Source organism: Deltaproteobacteria bacterium (genome assembly GCA_016874735.1).
Taxonomy (GTDB): Bacteria; Bdellovibrionota_B; Oligoflexia; order Oligoflexales; family CAIYRB01; genus CAIYRB01.
Window position 1 is genome coordinate 35,533 of sequence record VGTI01000007.1, and the last position, 17,518, is coordinate 53,050.

Genomic DNA, 17,518 nt, shown 5'->3' on the forward strand with positions numbered 1-17,518 from the left:
CACGCTCCATGTGGAGGGTGGATTGAACGCATGGTCATGACGCATAAACACTTACTGATCTACTTAGCTGCCAGCATCGGCCTAGCCGGCTGTAAGCTACTTAAGTCTTCAGCTGGTGAAGATGCCAATGCCAGCGTGGTCACCGCTGCTGCAGGCGAGAAGGTTGAGATAGGTAAAGACGGCAAGCCGGTCAAGAGGACGGCACTGAACGCCGGGTTCCTCTGGGGTGAGTCACCGCTCATTACCTGGAAGTACACTTCGACCAAGATGAACTGGGCGACGGCCAACAACTATTGCCTAGAGCTGGCGCGAGTGCAGAAAAAGCGTTGGCGTCTGCCGGTGCCCGCCGAATTACAGCGTGCGCTCCAGAGCGGTATCAGCTCAAGTAAGAACCCTGCCTTTGGCTGGGTTTACCTGAATCAAGTATGGACCTCGTCTTGGGAGACGGCTCAGGGTCAGGAAGTATCGATGTTTGTCGACATGGGTGATGGTAACGCCCTGCGGACCAGCACCGACCACGAGCTCACAACGCTCTGCGTGGTCACGACCAATACCAATGGACGGAGTGATCTCTGGACTGATGAAACGACTCAGCTAGTGTGGCGTGATTTAGGGATGACCTTAGAGCGCAGCGGTATTGATGCTAAGTGCCGCGAGGCTGCTCGACTCGATCATCTGCCCTGGCGCATGCCGACAGCTAGTGAGCTGGAGACCGCGATTAAAAACGGGATTCAGACATCCAACAACATCGCTTTCGGACAAAACTACATTACGATTACCTGGTCCTCAGATCGGGCCTACACCTTCGGGCAGGACGGTGTCGCTATCGATCTGCGTAACGGTAACCGCTATGTCATCGCGACAGATCAGCCGCTTGCTGGCATCTGTGTGCGGCCGAAAAATCACTAATTTTGACCGAGGGTCAAAGATCAGTCACTCGATTGCCTCAGGCTTCAGGTCGGATGGCAGGTCGCTGTGAAGGTAGGCCTTGCCGTGTGCTGCGCGCATATGGCCCCATTTGATGACCGTAACGTGTTCACCGCGGACTTCACTTTGGCTAGGCCGACCGTATGGGCGTCCACCATGAGTGACACTAACCGAGAAATCATCAAAGTAAGTCCCAAGCAACAGACTTAGGTCGGGATGGCTCAGGGCGTCCCATGCCACGGCAAAGATCTTGCCGTCTTTATCAGCGTATTCTCTGATGGTCAGGGTGCCGTCCGAAAGCTCATAAACTGTATAGTTTTTATAGGGAACGGGTGGCTTTTTGGTCAGTTTGGTTTTGGTCGCTAGTAGATCGATTGATGCTACTTTGTCACCAAGCTGACCGAACGATGGGCTGCTGACAAAGCTGCTCATCGTGAGAACAAACAATAACCCTCTGAGTCTGTGAGTAATGACCTGCATAGTGACCTCCCCCTACCCTGAAGGCTCCACTATAACAGTACAGCTGCACTTTTTGGAGCGGTGTCACTCAAGATCGATGCCAAATAGGTCACCAAGGTCACTTTGGTCCAGCGCTTGCGCGGTTGGCTCCGCTGTCGCGGCGCTAACGGTCGAGGCTATGATAGCCGCCGGGTCCACGCCAGCGAGGACAAAAAGCAGCTCAGGGCGATGATCGAGGCGCACGCCAACAGCGTAAAGCACTGCGGCTGAGTGCTCGCAAAAATCAGCCCACTGCGGGCAATCGCACGACAAGCGAATGGCATCGGGGGTAGGCAGTAGGCCTTCATCTGGCTCGGTGATAGCAGTCATGAGAGCCGCAGGAATTTTGCCTTGAAGAAATGCGGCGACACTCGCGACACATCCAGCAGCAAGCTGCTTGATCGTGTCCCAACTTTCCGCGGGACAAGGACTCGTCCTGATCGTTACATGGTAGACCCGATCAGCGCAGACCATCGCTTCGATCAGCGAGGTTTCAATCTTAAGATGAAGCACACTCCCGTGTCGCAGTAGGCTCCGTCCCCTAGGTAGTAAGGGGAGAGAGTCAGCGTACTTTTCCAGATGCAGACACCAAGCTCGTCCCCAGGCGGAGGTTGCCAAGCCTTTTGGTACCTTGCCTTGCAAGGTAACCGGATCAAGCTCATAGCCTTGCGCGCGCAAGTCGGCGGCGGCTTTAGCTGCCAGTGTCGCTAGCGTCTTGACTGAGGTGCGGCCGTGAAATTCCTCAAATTCATCCATGGTCACGTACCTCATCTGAAGTAGTCATCAAGTCGTTTTTGTCAGCAACCTGGGTTAAATCGAGCGCTACTAACTGCATGAGTTCGTCATCACTCAGGGTGGTTAAATTCAACTCTCCTCCGGACCCATCCGGCAACACATGGCGTGACACCGAGCGCTTATCTGAGAGCAACGTCGCAATGCGAGCCTCGATGGTGCCGCTGCAGGCAAACTTATGCACCAGGATATTACGACGCTGGCCGATGCGATAGGCGCGATCGGTGGCTTGATCTTCAACAGCTGGATTCCACCACCGATCAAAATGCACGACATGACTCGCTGCGGTCAGTGTTAAGCCCGTGCCGCCGGCCTTCAGCGACAGAATAAAGAACGGCGGTCCATCGAGACGCTGGAATTCATCAACCATGCGACGGCGCTTGTCGATCGAGGTGTCGCCGTGCAGGACAAAGCCAGGACGTCCAAAGATAGTGCCGAGAAATCCGGCAAGTACATCCGTGAGCATCCTGAACTGGGTGAAGACCAGCATCTTTTCGTGACGCTGTGCGATGTCTTGCGCAATGTCTCCAAGGCGTAGAAATTTACCACTCATCCTAGGATGGTAGTTGCCATCACCAGTGATCATCGCTGGGTGATTACAAATTTGCTTAAGGCGCATGAGCGCTGAGAGTACGGCGCCACGGCGTTGTACGCTGTCTTTAGGCAGATCTTTGAGGTCCTTCTTGAGATCATCGACAATCTTGGCGTAAAGGGCTGCCTGCTGCGGGACCAAGGCGCACCTAGTCTCTATTTCAGTCTTATCTGGTAAATCTGGTAGAAGACTGCGATCCGTCTTGAGGCGGCGCAGAAAGTAGGGGCGAATTAACGCGCGGACGCGCTGGTAGTTGGCGGCAAGAGTCTCCTGATTGGTGGCGTCATCGACACTCGCTGCAAAGAGTTTTTGAAAGTCTTTGGCCTTGCCAAGTAGATCCGGAACGACGAAATCAAAAATGGACCAGAGATCTAGTGGGCGATTCTCCACCGGTGTGCCGGTGAGCGCGATGCGCTGCACGGCACGCAGATCTTTCACAGCTACCGTCTGCTGTGCTGCGGGATTCTTGATGGCCTGAGCCTCATCGAGGACCACGATGTCCCAGTCGATTTGTTTATGCCACCCAAACTGCAGTAGTCCACCGTAGGTCACCACGACCAGATCAGCCGCGCCAATCTCGTCGCTGGGCATCTGTCTTAGACGTTGACTTGGGTAGGCTGAACCGTGCGCGAGGAAAACTTTGAGATCTGGGGCAAATTTAGCGGCCTCAGCCTGCCAGTTGGGAAGCAGCGTTGCCGGTGCTACGAGCAGGTGCGGTTTGTGCGGAGCATCGGCGGTGCGTTCTCGTTTGAGAGCCACCATGAGAGCAAGCATCTGCACCGTCTTGCCAAGACCCATATCGTCGGCTAGGCACGCGCCAAGTCCAAGGCGGTGGAGCGTGAGTAGCCAGTGCACTCCCGCTTTTTGATACGGTCTGAGACTAGCGCGAAAGTCATCCCCGCGAGGTGCCGGATCATCCTTGCTAGACTCGGTGGCCAGTCTAATCGCGCCGAGTTGATCGCGGAGCCAATCACCCGCCGTGACCTCTGTCCACTGTCTCTCGCTCTCGGGGTCGAGCGTAGAAGTGCCTGCGCCCGGCATTACGGTGGCCGCAGGGACACGACTCAGGATCCGCATAGCCTGGACAAAGCTCATGCCCTGGCCGCCGACTAGTGCTTCGATCTGACTCCAGTGACTTAGGACCTTGTCGAGTTTTTTGCCGTCGGCTTCGACCCACTGACCGCGCAAAAGCACCAGCCCATCGGCATTGTCGCGGAGTTGGCGCCATTCGTCATCTGATAGAGCTTGTCCCTGCAGCGCTAAGCGCATGCGGAAATCAAGAATCGCACCTGCGCCATTGGCGCTTTTAGGTGGCGTAGAGCCAAGCTCGATCGCCACCTTAACGCTGGGGCGACTCTGAGACTCCCACCACGCGGGGACCCGTACCATCACGCCGCAGGCTTCGATGTTGCTGATCTCCGATAGGAGTTGATAAGCCTCGGCAGCGTTGAGAGCCTGAGGGCTGTAAAGGCGTCGCGATGTTGTCATAGACGCCACAAACTGACTGACTGCTGCGGCGGACTCCAGAGCGGCGCCGATCTTGGTCATCGTCGTCGTCTGGCTCTTAGCCACCAACTCCTGGAGGACGCGGCCCAATGGTGCGTGTTTAGGTTTGGCGCCCAGCGAAAGCCGTGTCGTGTAGGTGGCGAGAAAGGCGAACGGCTGCGCCGCATCGGGACGATTTTCTGCCAGATTAAAACAAATACGACCAATGGTATCCCAAGCCGGGTGTATGCGTGCGAGCGATTCTTGTAGCGGCTGGTCTGACTCTGCCTCCCATGCAGTCGTGGCCTGGTCCATAGCGCGCCAAAGTTCAGACAGCGTCGCGGTGCTTAAGTGTTCCCCTCCGGGTAGAGGCGGTGCGCTACGGAGAAGTCGCTGTAAATCTTGCTCTGAGAGCGTCGTGTCAGCCTCGGCCAGACTACGCGTCAAATGCAGGCGCCCAAGATCACGCCAGTAGCTGACGCTAGCCCTAAGTGGCTCAGTTGGCCAAGTACTGGCTAGATGGAGTAGGCCACGACCTGGATTAGCTAATAAATAATTATTTAGATTCAGCGCAGCATCGCTCATGCGGTCAGCGCCCGCTCCATCAGTGACGAGGCGCAGTGCTGGTTCTGGATATAAAACGATGTCAAAAGGCGGCAGAGCCGCCTTGTCGCTATGGCTCATAGCGGGCACTATAATGCGGAGTGCGGCAAAATCTAGGCCTTAGTTCTGTTGCTCGCCCATCGGTGTCGCCGCCAAAGCACCGGCCTCGTTCCAGATATTGGTCGGCACTTCTAAGCATGCGTTTTTAAACACTGTTTTGGCAGCCGCTACGACGGAATCCGCAGGGGCGGGAGTCGGTGCGGCATAGATGGTCGCCCGCTCCATGGTCTTGCCCTTAGCATTAACGCAGGATCCTAGCGTGCCGCTGTCAGAGCACGCGGCTGTGCTGAACGTGCCACTCTTCTCACCGCATTTGGCCTTATAGCTGTCGAGCAGACGGTTATCACCGAAGGCGATACCGGTATAAACCTCGCACGCGCTGTATCCATCCGCTTGGGTCACCTTGCACGAGGCGATCGGAGCGCCGTCTACATAGGCACTAGAGTCAGTCCCAGCGTCGTTAGCCAATGCAGCATTAGCTATGGGCATAGCACCACAGAAATACATCTTATAAACACCAAGCCACTTAGTCTTAAACTTAAAGCGACCGACTATCTTAGTGTCCATCGTCATAGAGCTACGACGCCACACACGCAGGGTTCCGTTGCGTGCTTTAGCAACAGCGCAGAGGTTGTCGTAGACCTTGGGTACGTTAGTAGCTAGGGCAGTGAGATCCAAAGTCTCAGGAACGTGAATGGCCAGAGTGAGCGGGCTGTTGGTCTCTCCGACATCCGTGCCATCAGCCCCCGTGGCTAACACCGAAACAGAGGCCGAGGCTGAACTACCCCCAATATCACCAACGATGCCGAATTCTGATGGATCATCTGCAGTCGCTGTCTTTAGTTTAGTGCCCTCAGCTAAGGCGCCAGCGGCGTATGCGACCTCTGTACTACCTAGCGTCAGCACCCCTGGAGCGGTATAGCTTGAAGTCTCACTCCCGTCGCCCGAGTTACTGGCCGCCGATACGCCGCCGTCCTTCTTGCTCATCGAGCCACACGCGGCTGCGATGCTCACTGCCGTGAATATAGAGACGGAGGCGATCAGGAGGGATTTTGGGTTGTGAGTGTTCATGGCGCACCTGCCTTAGGTTTGGTTGATGTCTTAGCGGCCGGGGACGTGGTAGCCGTGGAAGCGGAGGGTGGGGGAGCTGTAAAGGCGATAAAATATCGCCATCCAGTTGCCGTCAGCATAGAGATCGGTCACCAGCTTAATTGGGTAATCCACCAGATCAGCGACTACAACTACAGGAGTAGAGTAAGTGTCAACGGATGAAATAATAAATTCAGTGGTCTTTATATCGTATTTACTGCTGGGACTAATCTGTCTCTCAGCGTAGGTTGCAACAAAACGTCCAGAAGAAGTGAAATGAATAGTGGGGTTATAGCATTCTCTAGATGTAAATTTGATAGCGGCTGATGGTTGAAGGTCACTGCCGACGCGTCTGAAGTAACAATCCCCGGAATTAGTCCTGTAGACCACAGCTGCGAAATTAGAACCAGCTACTGTACCTACGGCTAAATCCAAAGATTGCATATTTGAGCTTGTATCAGAGTTGGCGAATGCTGCTGCTGTTAAGGTGGCGCTTGACTCGCCATACCCGGAAGCGTATTGCGACCGCATTCTTAAGATTTTAAGGTCTGTATTTTGTCGATAAGCGACGTAGAAATAACCTGTGCCAGATTCATTTAGCCATCTCATGCGGATCCTGTCGATGCCGTTAGTAGTCACAGGCATTTGAAATCGAGAATAAACTCCGGAGTTGGCAACACCGTACTTAACATCGTCTAGGATTGTTGTTAGATTTGTCCCGTTTGGGTTAATTTTTGCTACAGTGAGATTACTTTGAGAACTCGAATCGTTTTTTCTTACAAAGACGATTCCCATTCGCTCGGTTCCGTTATCCACAAAAGATTTTGTAGTGCTTACTTCAAGCGCTTTTTCAGTTGTGTTGCTGAAGCTAGTTAGTTGCACTCCAGGTCCGTTAATCGTAGGTGAGGATGTTGAATCGTTTATTTTGTTGAATAAAATATCGAAACTTCCAGTTGTTGCGATTCCGCCAACAACTGCCCAGGAACCATCCGATAGTTGATTTATTGAAAAGTCTTGAGAAGTAGCGTTCGACTGTTCCAGTGGACTACCGTTTAATGCGATCCCAGTTGAGCTGCCGCCTGGTGTTGACTCTCGATCAACAGTGACCCTCTGGAAATAAGCTCTATCGCCGGATCCCTGATCCATGTAAATCAGTCCTGCAATTGGAGATACTGGAGTTGAGTTGCGATCACTCACAGCGATGCCGTAGCGATACTTCAGTGAATCAAAACTATTTGAAGAGTCCGGATCATTAGCTGCAAGGATTTCGATATTTCCCAGGGGCTGGCGCGGAATCGAGGCGCTAAAGCTTTTACTCGGTAGTGTTGTTTGTCCGCCCTCTATTGTGATTTCCGGGATCATGTCAATAAAATAACTGCCTTGATCGAAAGCGCTCCAACGCCAGTGGAGCACTAACCCATTGTTTATGGTGCGATCGCTTGATGACGCAGTACCATTGCATATGTAGGAACCTGAAGATGATCCGCAACTCGTGGGTAGCATCAGGCCAGGGATATCGCTTGAAATTGACTTTATCTTAAGTGACACGTCTGCCATCGAGCCGTCCCACTTGCTGTCCAAAGTGGATGTGTGTCCAAGGTCGAAATCTTTGTTGTTATTAGATGTCCCATTGTTTGAGGTGTCTAGAGCATTCGACGAGGACAAGATTGAAACTAAACTAGTGGTCTCAAGTATTATGGTTCTCGTACTAAAAGGCGTGCCAGTAATACCGTTGATAAAAAAATCCCAAGTTTGGTCTGAGGAAGAAGAAGGTGCTGTCCCTGTAAATGACAAAGAAGTGCTACTAAATGTGTTATTTAGGAAATAAGGAGAAGTTTGTGACTGCACATCTGAGATTGATTGGGTGCAAGAAAAATTTTGCAAAATTGATGAACCAGCGTAAAAATACGAGCGCGTAGGGTTGGGGGTGCAGCGTATACTAGTGCTATTGGTGCTAGCGCTTCCATCTTGATTCTCGACATCATCACCGGAAATTTCAGGTTTGAGCAAAGTTGGTCCGAATGTGCTTTTCTCGCAGCCTATAACGTTAATCGTACTCAAGCCGATCAATATGCGAAGTTTCATGAATTTGATTTTCATCAACTGATTGGCCCCTTATTTTGCCGACTACATACCAGGTTTGTAAAATTCTAGCCGAATATCTGCGGCATCGTTATTGCAGTCTGAACCAGAACTGCCACCTGATATTGCCTCGATACTGACTATGGCTATTCGCGGATTATCTAATCCTGCAGAAGGGTAAGAATAATGTGCACCCATGTTACATATTATTTTTTTATCTGACTGGGAGCGAAGCGAGCGATCACCGGTTACCTCAACCTGCTTTATTTTTGTTACCGAATTACCTGATTTCATATAGGTAAAATCAGAATAATATGTTGCGCCGAAAGAGTTTGGTCCACCTTGTGACCATACCGCCATAAATCTATTTAATGATTTGTTCCAGAATAAACTGACAAATCTGCAGTCGTTGATTATCCCGCCGTTCTCCGTGATATCCTCGTCGATTATCAGATCCGCCCCACTGCCCAACTTCACTAAATTACCACTTTCATCCATACCGTAGGCGCGAAAGAGGCATCGTGCTGGGTAGGTGTCTTGCGAGTAAATGACACCAAGCACATTTGAAGGCGTTGCGTCATTACTTTGACCCGCGGCAATAGCGAAAGTGGAGCGGCCCCAAGCGCCGGTGCGAGTTAGATGATCTATCGATTCAGCGTCCGAAACAACGATGGGTGTAGGAGATGAGTCGCCGTTGGCGACTACTCGGGCGATGTTTAGTACCTCGTCCGTCGAAGATTTTATTGTTCGCCAGCCTAGGTAAAACACATTGGTGCCGCCCTCATTTCCCGTAACGATTTTGAGAGAGTATGGTGAAAATGATCCCAAATCCTTAACTTTGATCGCCTTATCAAAAACTGTATTCATGGGGATGGATTGGGTCTGGAAGTAACCAGTTCGGTCCAGGTATCCAGACTTAGTCGAAGTAGATGGCGTGGATCTCAACTTTGTTAGGTATATTCCATATTGGAAGGGGCTGGTGGTTCCAATCCGAGCGGAAAATGCCATCCCATGTCGGTAATTTGAATCGTCATCCAGAAATGCGTTGGTTAAGGTTGTGTTAGACAAATTTACCTTTTGCTGACCATCTCCAGTAGGTTCGGATAGGCGCAATCGATCGATCGCGAACGGTTGAGTTTTTGTTTTGGTGGAACTTAGTTGAATGTAATTGCCGTTGGCGTCTTTTAAGATGCTCACAGCGATGAATTTTGCATCCTCAGCCGATGTTTCAGCGTTTGACACAACAGACGAATACTCAGTGTCTGCAGATGTCGCTGCAATTTGATGACCGCTTTTACTTGTAGGAGGGCTACTACTATCAGGTGTATAGACCTCATCGAAATCGGAAGAAACACTCGCAGTTCCGTTATTTGATCTTTCAACCGAAAATAAATTCAGAAAATGATTTCTATTTCCCTCAAGTGCTGGGTAAATAATTGCCATAGACTGTTGGGTATTGGTTGAAGCTCCTTGAGAAATCGCAACTGTGGGGCTAAACGAGAACCAGGAAACTTTGTTGCTGAAACCAGAGGTCAAAGATCCTGAGTCAGAGAACAATATCTCCTCATTCCCCAGGTTACCCGTATTCACTGTAATTTTGCCCTTGCTTGGATCGCTGACATAATTTTGGCCGTCTAAATACAATCGGCTCAGAGTGTTAATAAAATACTCACCCTGGTCGAATTTGGTGTAATTCCAAGTCAGGACGCCTTCTGTTGCAACGGTGTAGGCGTTAAGGGTTGTAGTTCCGGGAGTCTTTTCAGAGACTTCTTTTGCGCAAAACAAAGGGGTAGAACTCGCAGAGCAGGACCCTGCGCTGGCGGTCTTATAAGTTAGGAACGGTATGTCCGTATCCGATGCAGAAACCGCCCCAGTGGAACCTGTAGCGTTTGCTGTTACTGGTTTCAGTGAGAGATTTGTATCGGCGAAAATACTGTTAAACGAACGCGCTATGTAACTCGATACGGAGCCAGATGTGATTGTACCAGAGGCATTCGCGGTAAAGTTTAATGTAGCTGTGATGTCATCAAACGTTGGTGGAAAGTATTTTGCTACGACGCTGTCTGATTTTTCGTTTCCAAATGCGTCTATCCATGAAACCTTATAACAGTAGGTGTTATTCAAGGTCCCTGCTGCATCAGCATAGGCATGGGTTGTTGTACTGATTGAAATCGCATTTAGCAGTAAATTGCCAGTTCCTAAACATTTATCGTCGTTGAATCGGGTTAAAGATGTCTGACTCGGGAGTGTCGGCGGATCAGTCGACGGAAGCGCTGTGGGCTGCGTAATCAAAATATTGATTTTGCCACTCGTCATACTGTCAACAGAAATGTCGCCACCGGACAGGCTTGAGTCTGGTGAATACGCTGTTGTTTTCGTTGTAGCGTTACCGAAACTGTCGTACCAAAATATCTTATAGCAATAGTTCTGGTTCAAGCTGAGAAGTGCGGGATCTCCGTCTCTGAACGGGGAGCTGGCCGGTGACGCGACCGGGTCGGTTACAATCACAATGCCTTCTGTGGCTGCTTTGTTCTCACACGAAGCAGTAAGGTACCTAAAAATCTTGGTTTCCAGGCGTTTAGTAGCAGCTGTGAATCCTGAATCGTCCGGATTTGTCCAACTCAAATTTATTTTTTGCGTTTCCAGCGATCTGCTGATCGTGCCCGGGCCGGGCGGGACACCGCTGTAACTAACTGTACCATCACCCGTGCCATTTGGGTTATTGCTGTTCCCAAAAGAGTCGCGCCAGAAGAACTTGTAACAATAGGGCGTGTTGTACTGCAGGCCGGTGTCAGCGACAGTTACAATATTTTTGTTGGCAACGGTTACGACGGTGCCATCGGAATCGCTTTTGTCTGCACAGGTCAGCGACTCGAAACGACGCACGACTAGATCGTTGTAGTCACGGCCTGTGGCTGTTGCCGGTGGGGTGTGGCTAAGGGTGATGCTCTGGGTCGCCAGAGACTGTAAGGCGACCGTACCCATATTTGGTCTGCTATTGGCGTACAAATATGCAACGGCAGGGTCACCAGCATTAGCGGGATAGCTACTATAGTTACCGAATAAATCTGACCAGAAGATTTTGTAGCAGTAATTGGTATTGTAGCTCAGATTGGCATCGCTGTAGGTCGTATCGTTGAGACCTATCGGCACCTCAGCGCCGTCAGTTGGAGTCTTGTTCCAACACGATGTATCTTCGAACCGGCGCAATATTAACTTTTGATATTTGGGCTCATTGGGCGGCGTATGCGTGAACTTAATCGTCTTGTTTTCGTAACCGCTAATGGCGAAGGTGCCAGGACTCGGTGGCGTACCGTCGTATCCGCCATGCGCTACAATCTCGTTACCCTTGTCGTCGGTCCAAAACGCTTTAAAGCAGTACGAATATCCTAGGGGGAGATTAGAGGATGTCACCAGCACGTCACCAGGGTTAACGGCAACCTCCGTAGAACCTGCTGAGGTTTTTGTTTTGTTCGTGCAGTCGTACTCTGGGAAGCGTAGCAATTTAACGGTTCCGTAATGCGCATCGGAGGGTGGTACTAAAGATACAGCAAGGGTACGATTGCCAGCAGCCTGCACATCCAGCCCACCAGCGGTCGCCCTCACAGCGTAAAGGATACTCGCCGACAGCGGCACATCCACAACCCCAGCAGCGATCTTGCGCCAAACAAACATCACGCGGTTACCAGCTGCTCCGCTTGCCAAAGTGCCTACTAGGGCATCGGCTGTCGTGGTGCAATCGACAAAGCCAGCATCATCGCTACCTGGCTTGGTCTTGGACGATGTGAATAGGATCTTTTCACCGGCGGTGCAGTAAGACATCGTACCTGTGATGCTTAAACTCGTCGTGTAGGTGGCGTTCGTGCCTTTGATAGTCAGAACTGGTGGTAGTTTGCCGTCGCTTCCAACCGTGGCTCCACCGGGTCGCGATGTGGCGTTGTTGGGATCTGTACTGGCACTAAACTCTTCGCCGTCGGAGTAGGCATCACCGTCGGCATCGGTAAGGCTGCGGTTGCCTTCGGCCGGCTTAAAGTTGTTTTTAATCTTCCAGCACACACCGATGCCGTCACCGACGAGGTCTTCGTCGCAATCACCGGTGCCGTTGCCGCCGAGTTTTTTGTCGTGCTTGGTGTTGTCGCTATCGGCTTTGTTGGGATCAAACCCTAGTTTGAATTCCCAGTAGTTACTGAGCCCGTCTCCGTCTGGATCCTGTGTCGCGAGGGTAGGATCAGCGGGGTCGAATCCCGCTCGGATAGCTTGGATATCGGTGATGCCATCGCCGTTGCGGTCGTAATCGGCTGGGTAGACACGGCCGGCTAAGTTGGTGCGGAAATAGCGGGATTGGCAGCCGACCTCTGTCAGCAGCACCAGGCTGATTCCAATGGTGTGAAGTACCCGCATAAAAGCCCCCGATTTCCACCATCTTTGTTGTCGGCAGATGGTACGGGTGAGTTTAGGCGTTTCTAGATTTGCATTGTGATATCAACGACCTAAGTCTTGTAGAATTAACCTTGTACACGAAGCCCCCGGGTCGGGTTTCGCTGTACAGGTTCTTTTCCCACTTAGCGGGTCAAAATGTGACCCAGGTCAGGCTCCGGTTGCTGTCCTGGATTACCGAGTGAGTGGTGACATGCCCAGTCACTCCTCAGTAGCTGATTTCGAAGCCAAGTTTAAACACTTGGTACCGGTGATCGACCTTTAGCATGGCTGGTGTGCCATCAAGGCCGAGATTTCCGTCAGTGTCTTCTGGATCGGCTTTTCCAGCCTTAAATTGATTACGCGTCAGGCCGCCAACAATATTGAAAGCAACAGAATCCCATTTAGCGTAGTAACCGACACCGTAGGTGTACTCGAGGCCGAAGTTGTTCTTAGCCTCCAGTGAGGTCAAGTAATCGATCCGTGCGTGGGTCATGAAGCCCGTCCCATCCATCTTGTAGAGATTGAATCGGGTTCGTGCGCCAAAGCTTAAGCCATTATTTTTCCTGATGAACGCCGGAGGTGCAGCAGGATCGGTGTTGTCACCAATCTGTGTCACCTCAAAATAGCCAATCGCTGGCTGGATCCAGTCGATTGCAGGGATGTAGATGCTAGCAAACGCCGATACTTCGCTGCGCTCAGACCAATAAGACACATCCTGGGGTTTCAAGGCCCGGTAGTTAATTTCTAGCCCATAAAACCGATCGAAGCTCATCGCCAGCCGACTGTCGGTTCCTGATAGTTTGACATCGTCGAGTCGCGCTTCTTGGCTTTTCAGTTCGCTGTAGGATTGCTCGGCGTACATGCCGCTAAGCACAGACCCCGAGAATAGCAGCCGCGGAACAACAGCGATACCACCGCCTGAATCTCCACCAGGCGTATAGCTCTGACCGAACGCAATGGATGTCATCTGTGTCAACGCTGCGACGGCAATCAGGTAGTTTCTGCTCACATTAAACAACATCTAAAAAAGTCCCCACTAGATGTGCCGGATCTACCCGAACTACAGCCAAAATGACACCATGCCATAAGTCGTCTTGACGTCACTTTTAATCGTCAGCATGCCGGTTTCGTCTGGGGTAGGTTGCGCACCCTTATAAGAGTTCATAAGGTAGCCAAAACTGACGTCCATGCGCAGCATGCCAAAGTTAAGTTTGCTGCCGACGATGATTTCCATCTCACTGCCAGTGTTTTTGCCACCGGGATTTAGTAGATGATATTTGCCGCCAAAAAAGGCGCTGATCTCCTGCGGCTTGATCCAGATGTTGTGAATGTAGTCGACACCGAGAAGTAGCGCAATGACGTCGAGTTTAGTCACGTCTGGCATGTTGGGCTCGGTGCCGATGAAACCATTCCACATCTTGTACATACCGATGACCGGCATAACAGGTATCTTGGGCATGGGCATAAGCCCAAATTTGATCGTGTAAGTGCGTTGATACTCCCACCAAATCCGGTCTGTGCCGTCGTCACGGAATTCCATGGCACCGTAGCCGTACATCGACTTGGCGGCATCGGTGGCAGCATTAAGCAGAGCGTAGCCTTCGGCCATGACACGCTTGCCGGTCAAATTGACGCCGCTCAGAGATTGATTAAGGTTCGAGATGTCGCTCGATTGTTGATCGGTGTAGGTACTCTTGGTTCCGCCTAAGGACAGGCGTACTGGCCAGGTCGGATCGACGATGCTGCGATCAGTGCCGAGTTGAGTGGGATCTTTGCTGGCGTCTGCCTGCTTCAAGCGACAGCCTACCATGAGACCCCCAGCTAAACAGAGTATGCAAATATGACGTAGGATGAGGACCACCATGAACCCACCGAATTTTTAGATGAATGCATTATTATTGTACCATAGCGCTGCACTATATTTTAAACATTTCGGTCTATCCAATGCCTCCCAATGAGGCTGGATAAAGCGCAGAAAATTAGTTAGTCTCGTATTAGTTTTTAAGAATTACCAAATGCGAGGCAGACTATGCGTCAATCACTTAAGGCCAACTGGGGCCACTTGATCCATGCCGTGAATCTAGTCGGTGCTCTAAGCTTAGCCACAGTGGCGCAGGGGCAGCCCTCTTATCCACGAACCGCTGACGAGGTGCATGTGGACCGTATTATCAATCGGCTCAGTCTTAGTGAAAAAATTGGGCAGATGATTCAGGCTCAGATCATCAACCTCCAAGATGAGATGGCACATGGACGCCGACCTATCAAGGAGCTTAATCTCGGCTCCATCCTCGCAGGTGGTGATTCCATAATTGCTGATAACACGCCGGCTGGATGGCGCACGTTCTTTGCCACGATGCAGGCCGAGGCTAAGGCAAGCTCGTCGGGTCTGCCCATGCTCATCGGCGTAGACGCTGTCCATGGTCACGGGATCGTGCGCGGAGCCACGCTCTTTCCTCATAACATCGGCCTTGGTGCAGCGCGCAGTCCGGAGCTTATTCAGGGCGTGGGAGCGGCGGTAGCACGGGAAGTTTTAGCAACAGGATTTAATTGGAACTTTGCTCCCGGCGTGATCGTAGCTCGCGATATCCGGTGGGGACGCACTTATGAGAGTTTTGGTCAGAATCCAGAGCTTCAGGAGCTCCTAGCTGGCCCGTTCACACGCGGCCTTCAGGAGACACCTCTGGGCGGGCTTTACATGGTTGGTAGTGCCAAACACTTTCTCGGTGACGGCGGTGCCACCTGGGGCACCGGAATGCCCTCAGTCATCAACGGTAAACCACAGATTGATCGGGGTGATACCAGCGGTGATTTAGCAGCTATCAAGGCACTCCATGTCAAGGGATACGAGCAAGCCATCGATGCCGGTGTCGATACGGTGATGGCGTCTTACAGTAGTGTTAACGGCGTGCGCATGCATGCCAACAAGGCATTGCTTACCGATTACTTAAAGGCCGACAAAGCTGCAGATGGTCTTGGCTTTACTGGTTTCGTGATTTCCGATTGGAATGCTGTCGACGAGTTAGATGTCGGTACCCCTGATAATCCAATAGACAATCCGATTGCCCGGTACAAGGCGCAGCTGGTGACTTCGGTCAACGCTGGTGTCGATATGATCATGGTGTTTGGCAAGCTAGATTTCGGAGCTGGTCGTGAGGACCGTGAGTATCGCTATCGCCGCGTCCATCAGCTCCTGACCGAAGCAGTAGAACAAGGTCTCATCACTGAGCAGCGTATTAATGATGCTGTCTCACGCATTCTGCGTATCAAGTCACGTATAGGTCTCTTGGACGGTGAGCGCGCCTCCGCGAACCTGACGGTGAATGATACATCACTAGACCAACTCTTCGGCGCCAAAGAACATCGTCAACTCGCACGGACGGCGGTGCGTGCCTCGATGGTGTTGCTCAAAAACGATGCCGCTACATTACCGATCGATACATCCAAATATAAACGGATATGTGTCGCTGGTAGCAAAGCCAACGACTTCGGTACGCAAGCTGGAGCATGGACGGTGGGGTGGCAAGGCCAAGTGGGCAATGCCAATAAAACTGCGGGAGCATCGACCATACTGGACGGCATAAAGTCACTAGCTGCGGCGCGTGGTCTCGAGGTGATCTATGCTGAGGACGGCAAATTTAGCCGTGAAGTGTGTAAAAACGATGCGTTGGTCATTGCGGTGATCGGCGAAAAACCCTACGCCGAATACTACGGTGATGCGCCTAATCTTAGCCTCAGCAACGAAGATCAACAGCTCCTCGAAAACGCTAAGAGCAATCAGGCGCCGCTCGCCGTCGTACTGCTATCCGGGCGTCCACTCATCATCACTAACGAGCTACCGAGTTGGCAGGCCTTCGTCGCGGCGTGGTTGCCAGGTAGTCAGGGCGAAGGGGTCGCCGACGTCCTTTTTGGTGACTTCAACTTCTCGGGCAAACTGCCCCTGCCATGGCCACGCGATATGAGCCAGATCCCGATGAAAGAAGGCATGGTGCCACTCTTTCCCTACGGGACTGGGCTCAGCTACGGAAATGGCTCTGATCCAGTGCCAACAGGAGCTAGTTAGAGAATGAGAAGAGTTGGTCAGCGTTAAACGACGGAGCGTTACTGAAGTTACCGCTGCCGTCCAGGCAACCAACGCGCACCGTCCAGTTAGTGGCAACTGGGAGCACGATCCACCCCTCGGCCGTCGGTCCTGGGGTGATTTTATTTAGCGTTAAATTCGCTGCTGTTTCGGTTGCTATGGTTAGGCTACGCTTGCCATTACTTGCGGTACCCTTGGCAAAGGTGAACGACTGATTCGTATGCAGGTTGGCTTGGTCGCAGCCTGCGGTGGCTTTGTAGACCAACAGTCCATTGTCGATGCCGATAATGTCGCCAAGTCGCGCTACGTGAAATGTTTCGACGTTTTGACTGTAGTCCCAGCACTCCCAGCCCTTGGCAACTTTGAGTTTATCTTCGTTGATCAGTGTAAAAGCCTGGCATTTGATACCGTTGGTGCCAATGCCGAAACTGCGGTCCTGCGTCGGCGACGCATCCTGCGGGGATAGCCACCAGCCACTGATGTCTGCCCGGTTTATTGCTGTCGCATTCGCATTCGCAGTCGCCCCTGCACCGGCTGTTGCGCTGGCTGAGGCGGAAGTGCCAGAAGTTTGCGGCTGAGTTCTCGGGGCTGCTATCGGTGCCGGCTTTGAGGTGGTTGGTTTAGCGGGCTCACCCTGTACCGGTGTTTCGCCAGACGTCTGTGAGTCTACCGTTGGGTACTGTCTCTTCGGGATTTGGGGAGCCTCGCCACTGCGCGAGCAGGCGAGTGTCAGGAGGAGCACGGTGGTCCAACTAGCAGAATTCATTAACATCAAAACTCCACAGCAGAAAATCAACGCAGGCGAAATCGTAGCAGCAGCAACGGGGAGCGGTCCCCTGAGCGACCGGGGGACTTACCACATAGGAGCAACAGCCATGCCGTAATTAGTTGAT

11 protein-coding genes are annotated in these 17,518 nt (G+C 51.9%); 2 read left to right on the forward strand and 9 right to left on the reverse strand.

The window, feature by feature from the left end; translation table 11 throughout:
• Positions 1–30: 30 nt before the first annotated feature.
• Entirely contained in the window at positions 31–909 is an 879-nt protein-coding gene (locus FJ146_06130) for a DUF1566 domain-containing protein (GenBank protein MBM4251530.1), read from the forward strand.
• A gap of 24 nt (positions 910–933) precedes the next feature.
• Here FJ146_06130 and FJ146_06135 read toward each other — a convergent pair whose 3' ends face one another.
• From FJ146_06135 to FJ146_06170, 8 genes are all read right to left on the reverse strand, one after another.
• Complete coding sequence (locus FJ146_06135) at positions 934–1,407, reverse strand: DUF2844 domain-containing protein (GenBank protein ID MBM4251531.1); 474 nt, start codon at positions 1,405–1,407, stop codon at positions 934–936.
• 63 nt (positions 1,408–1,470) lie between these two features.
• Positions 1,471–2,181 carry a hypothetical protein gene (locus FJ146_06140; GenBank protein MBM4251532.1) on the reverse strand — a complete coding sequence of 237 codons (711 nt, stop codon included), beginning with the start codon at positions 2,179–2,181 and terminating at the stop codon, positions 1,471–1,473.
• A complete protein-coding gene (locus tag FJ146_06145; protein MBM4251533.1) occupies positions 2,174–4,978 on the reverse strand; it encodes a DEAD/DEAH box helicase in 2,805 nt (934 codons plus the stop codon). Before FJ146_06145 ends, FJ146_06140 begins: the two co-directional genes overlap by 8 nt.
• Positions 4,979–5,017: 39 nt before the next feature.
• Positions 5,018–6,028 (reverse strand): hypothetical protein, encoded by a 1,011-nt coding sequence (locus FJ146_06150; protein ID MBM4251534.1) that lies wholly within the window; start codon positions 6,026–6,028, stop codon positions 5,018–5,020.
• 30 nt (positions 6,029–6,058) lie between these two features.
• Positions 6,059–8,146, reverse strand: a complete 2,088-nt coding sequence (locus tag FJ146_06155; protein MBM4251535.1) for a hypothetical protein — start codon at positions 8,144–8,146, stop codon at positions 6,059–6,061.
• 27 nt (positions 8,147–8,173) lie between these two features.
• Complete coding sequence (locus FJ146_06160) at positions 8,174–12,529, reverse strand: hypothetical protein (GenBank protein ID MBM4251536.1); 4,356 nt, start codon at positions 12,527–12,529, stop codon at positions 8,174–8,176.
• Between the two features lie 244 nt (positions 12,530–12,773).
• A complete protein-coding gene (locus FJ146_06165; GenBank protein MBM4251537.1) occupies positions 12,774–13,568 on the reverse strand; it encodes a hypothetical protein in 795 nt (264 codons plus the stop codon).
• Between the two features lie 39 nt (positions 13,569–13,607).
• On the reverse strand, positions 13,608–14,411 hold the full coding sequence (locus FJ146_06170; GenBank protein MBM4251538.1) for a hypothetical protein: 804 nt from the start codon (positions 14,409–14,411) through the stop codon (positions 13,608–13,610).
• Between the two features lie 165 nt (positions 14,412–14,576).
• Here FJ146_06170 and FJ146_06175 point away from each other — a divergent pair, with 165 nt between their 5' ends.
• The gene (locus FJ146_06175) at positions 14,577–16,607 is read left to right on the forward strand and encodes a beta-glucosidase (GenBank protein ID MBM4251539.1); all 2,031 of its coding nucleotides are present in this window, start codon (positions 14,577–14,579) and stop codon (positions 16,605–16,607) included.
• On the opposite strand, the gene FJ146_06180 is transcribed toward FJ146_06175, so the two are convergent.
• Complete coding sequence (locus FJ146_06180; protein ID MBM4251540.1) at positions 16,600–17,397, reverse strand: hypothetical protein; 798 nt, start codon at positions 17,395–17,397, stop codon at positions 16,600–16,602. The two genes, FJ146_06175 and FJ146_06180, sit on opposite strands and share 8 nt — an antisense overlap.
• Positions 17,398–17,518: the final 121 nt, after the last annotated feature.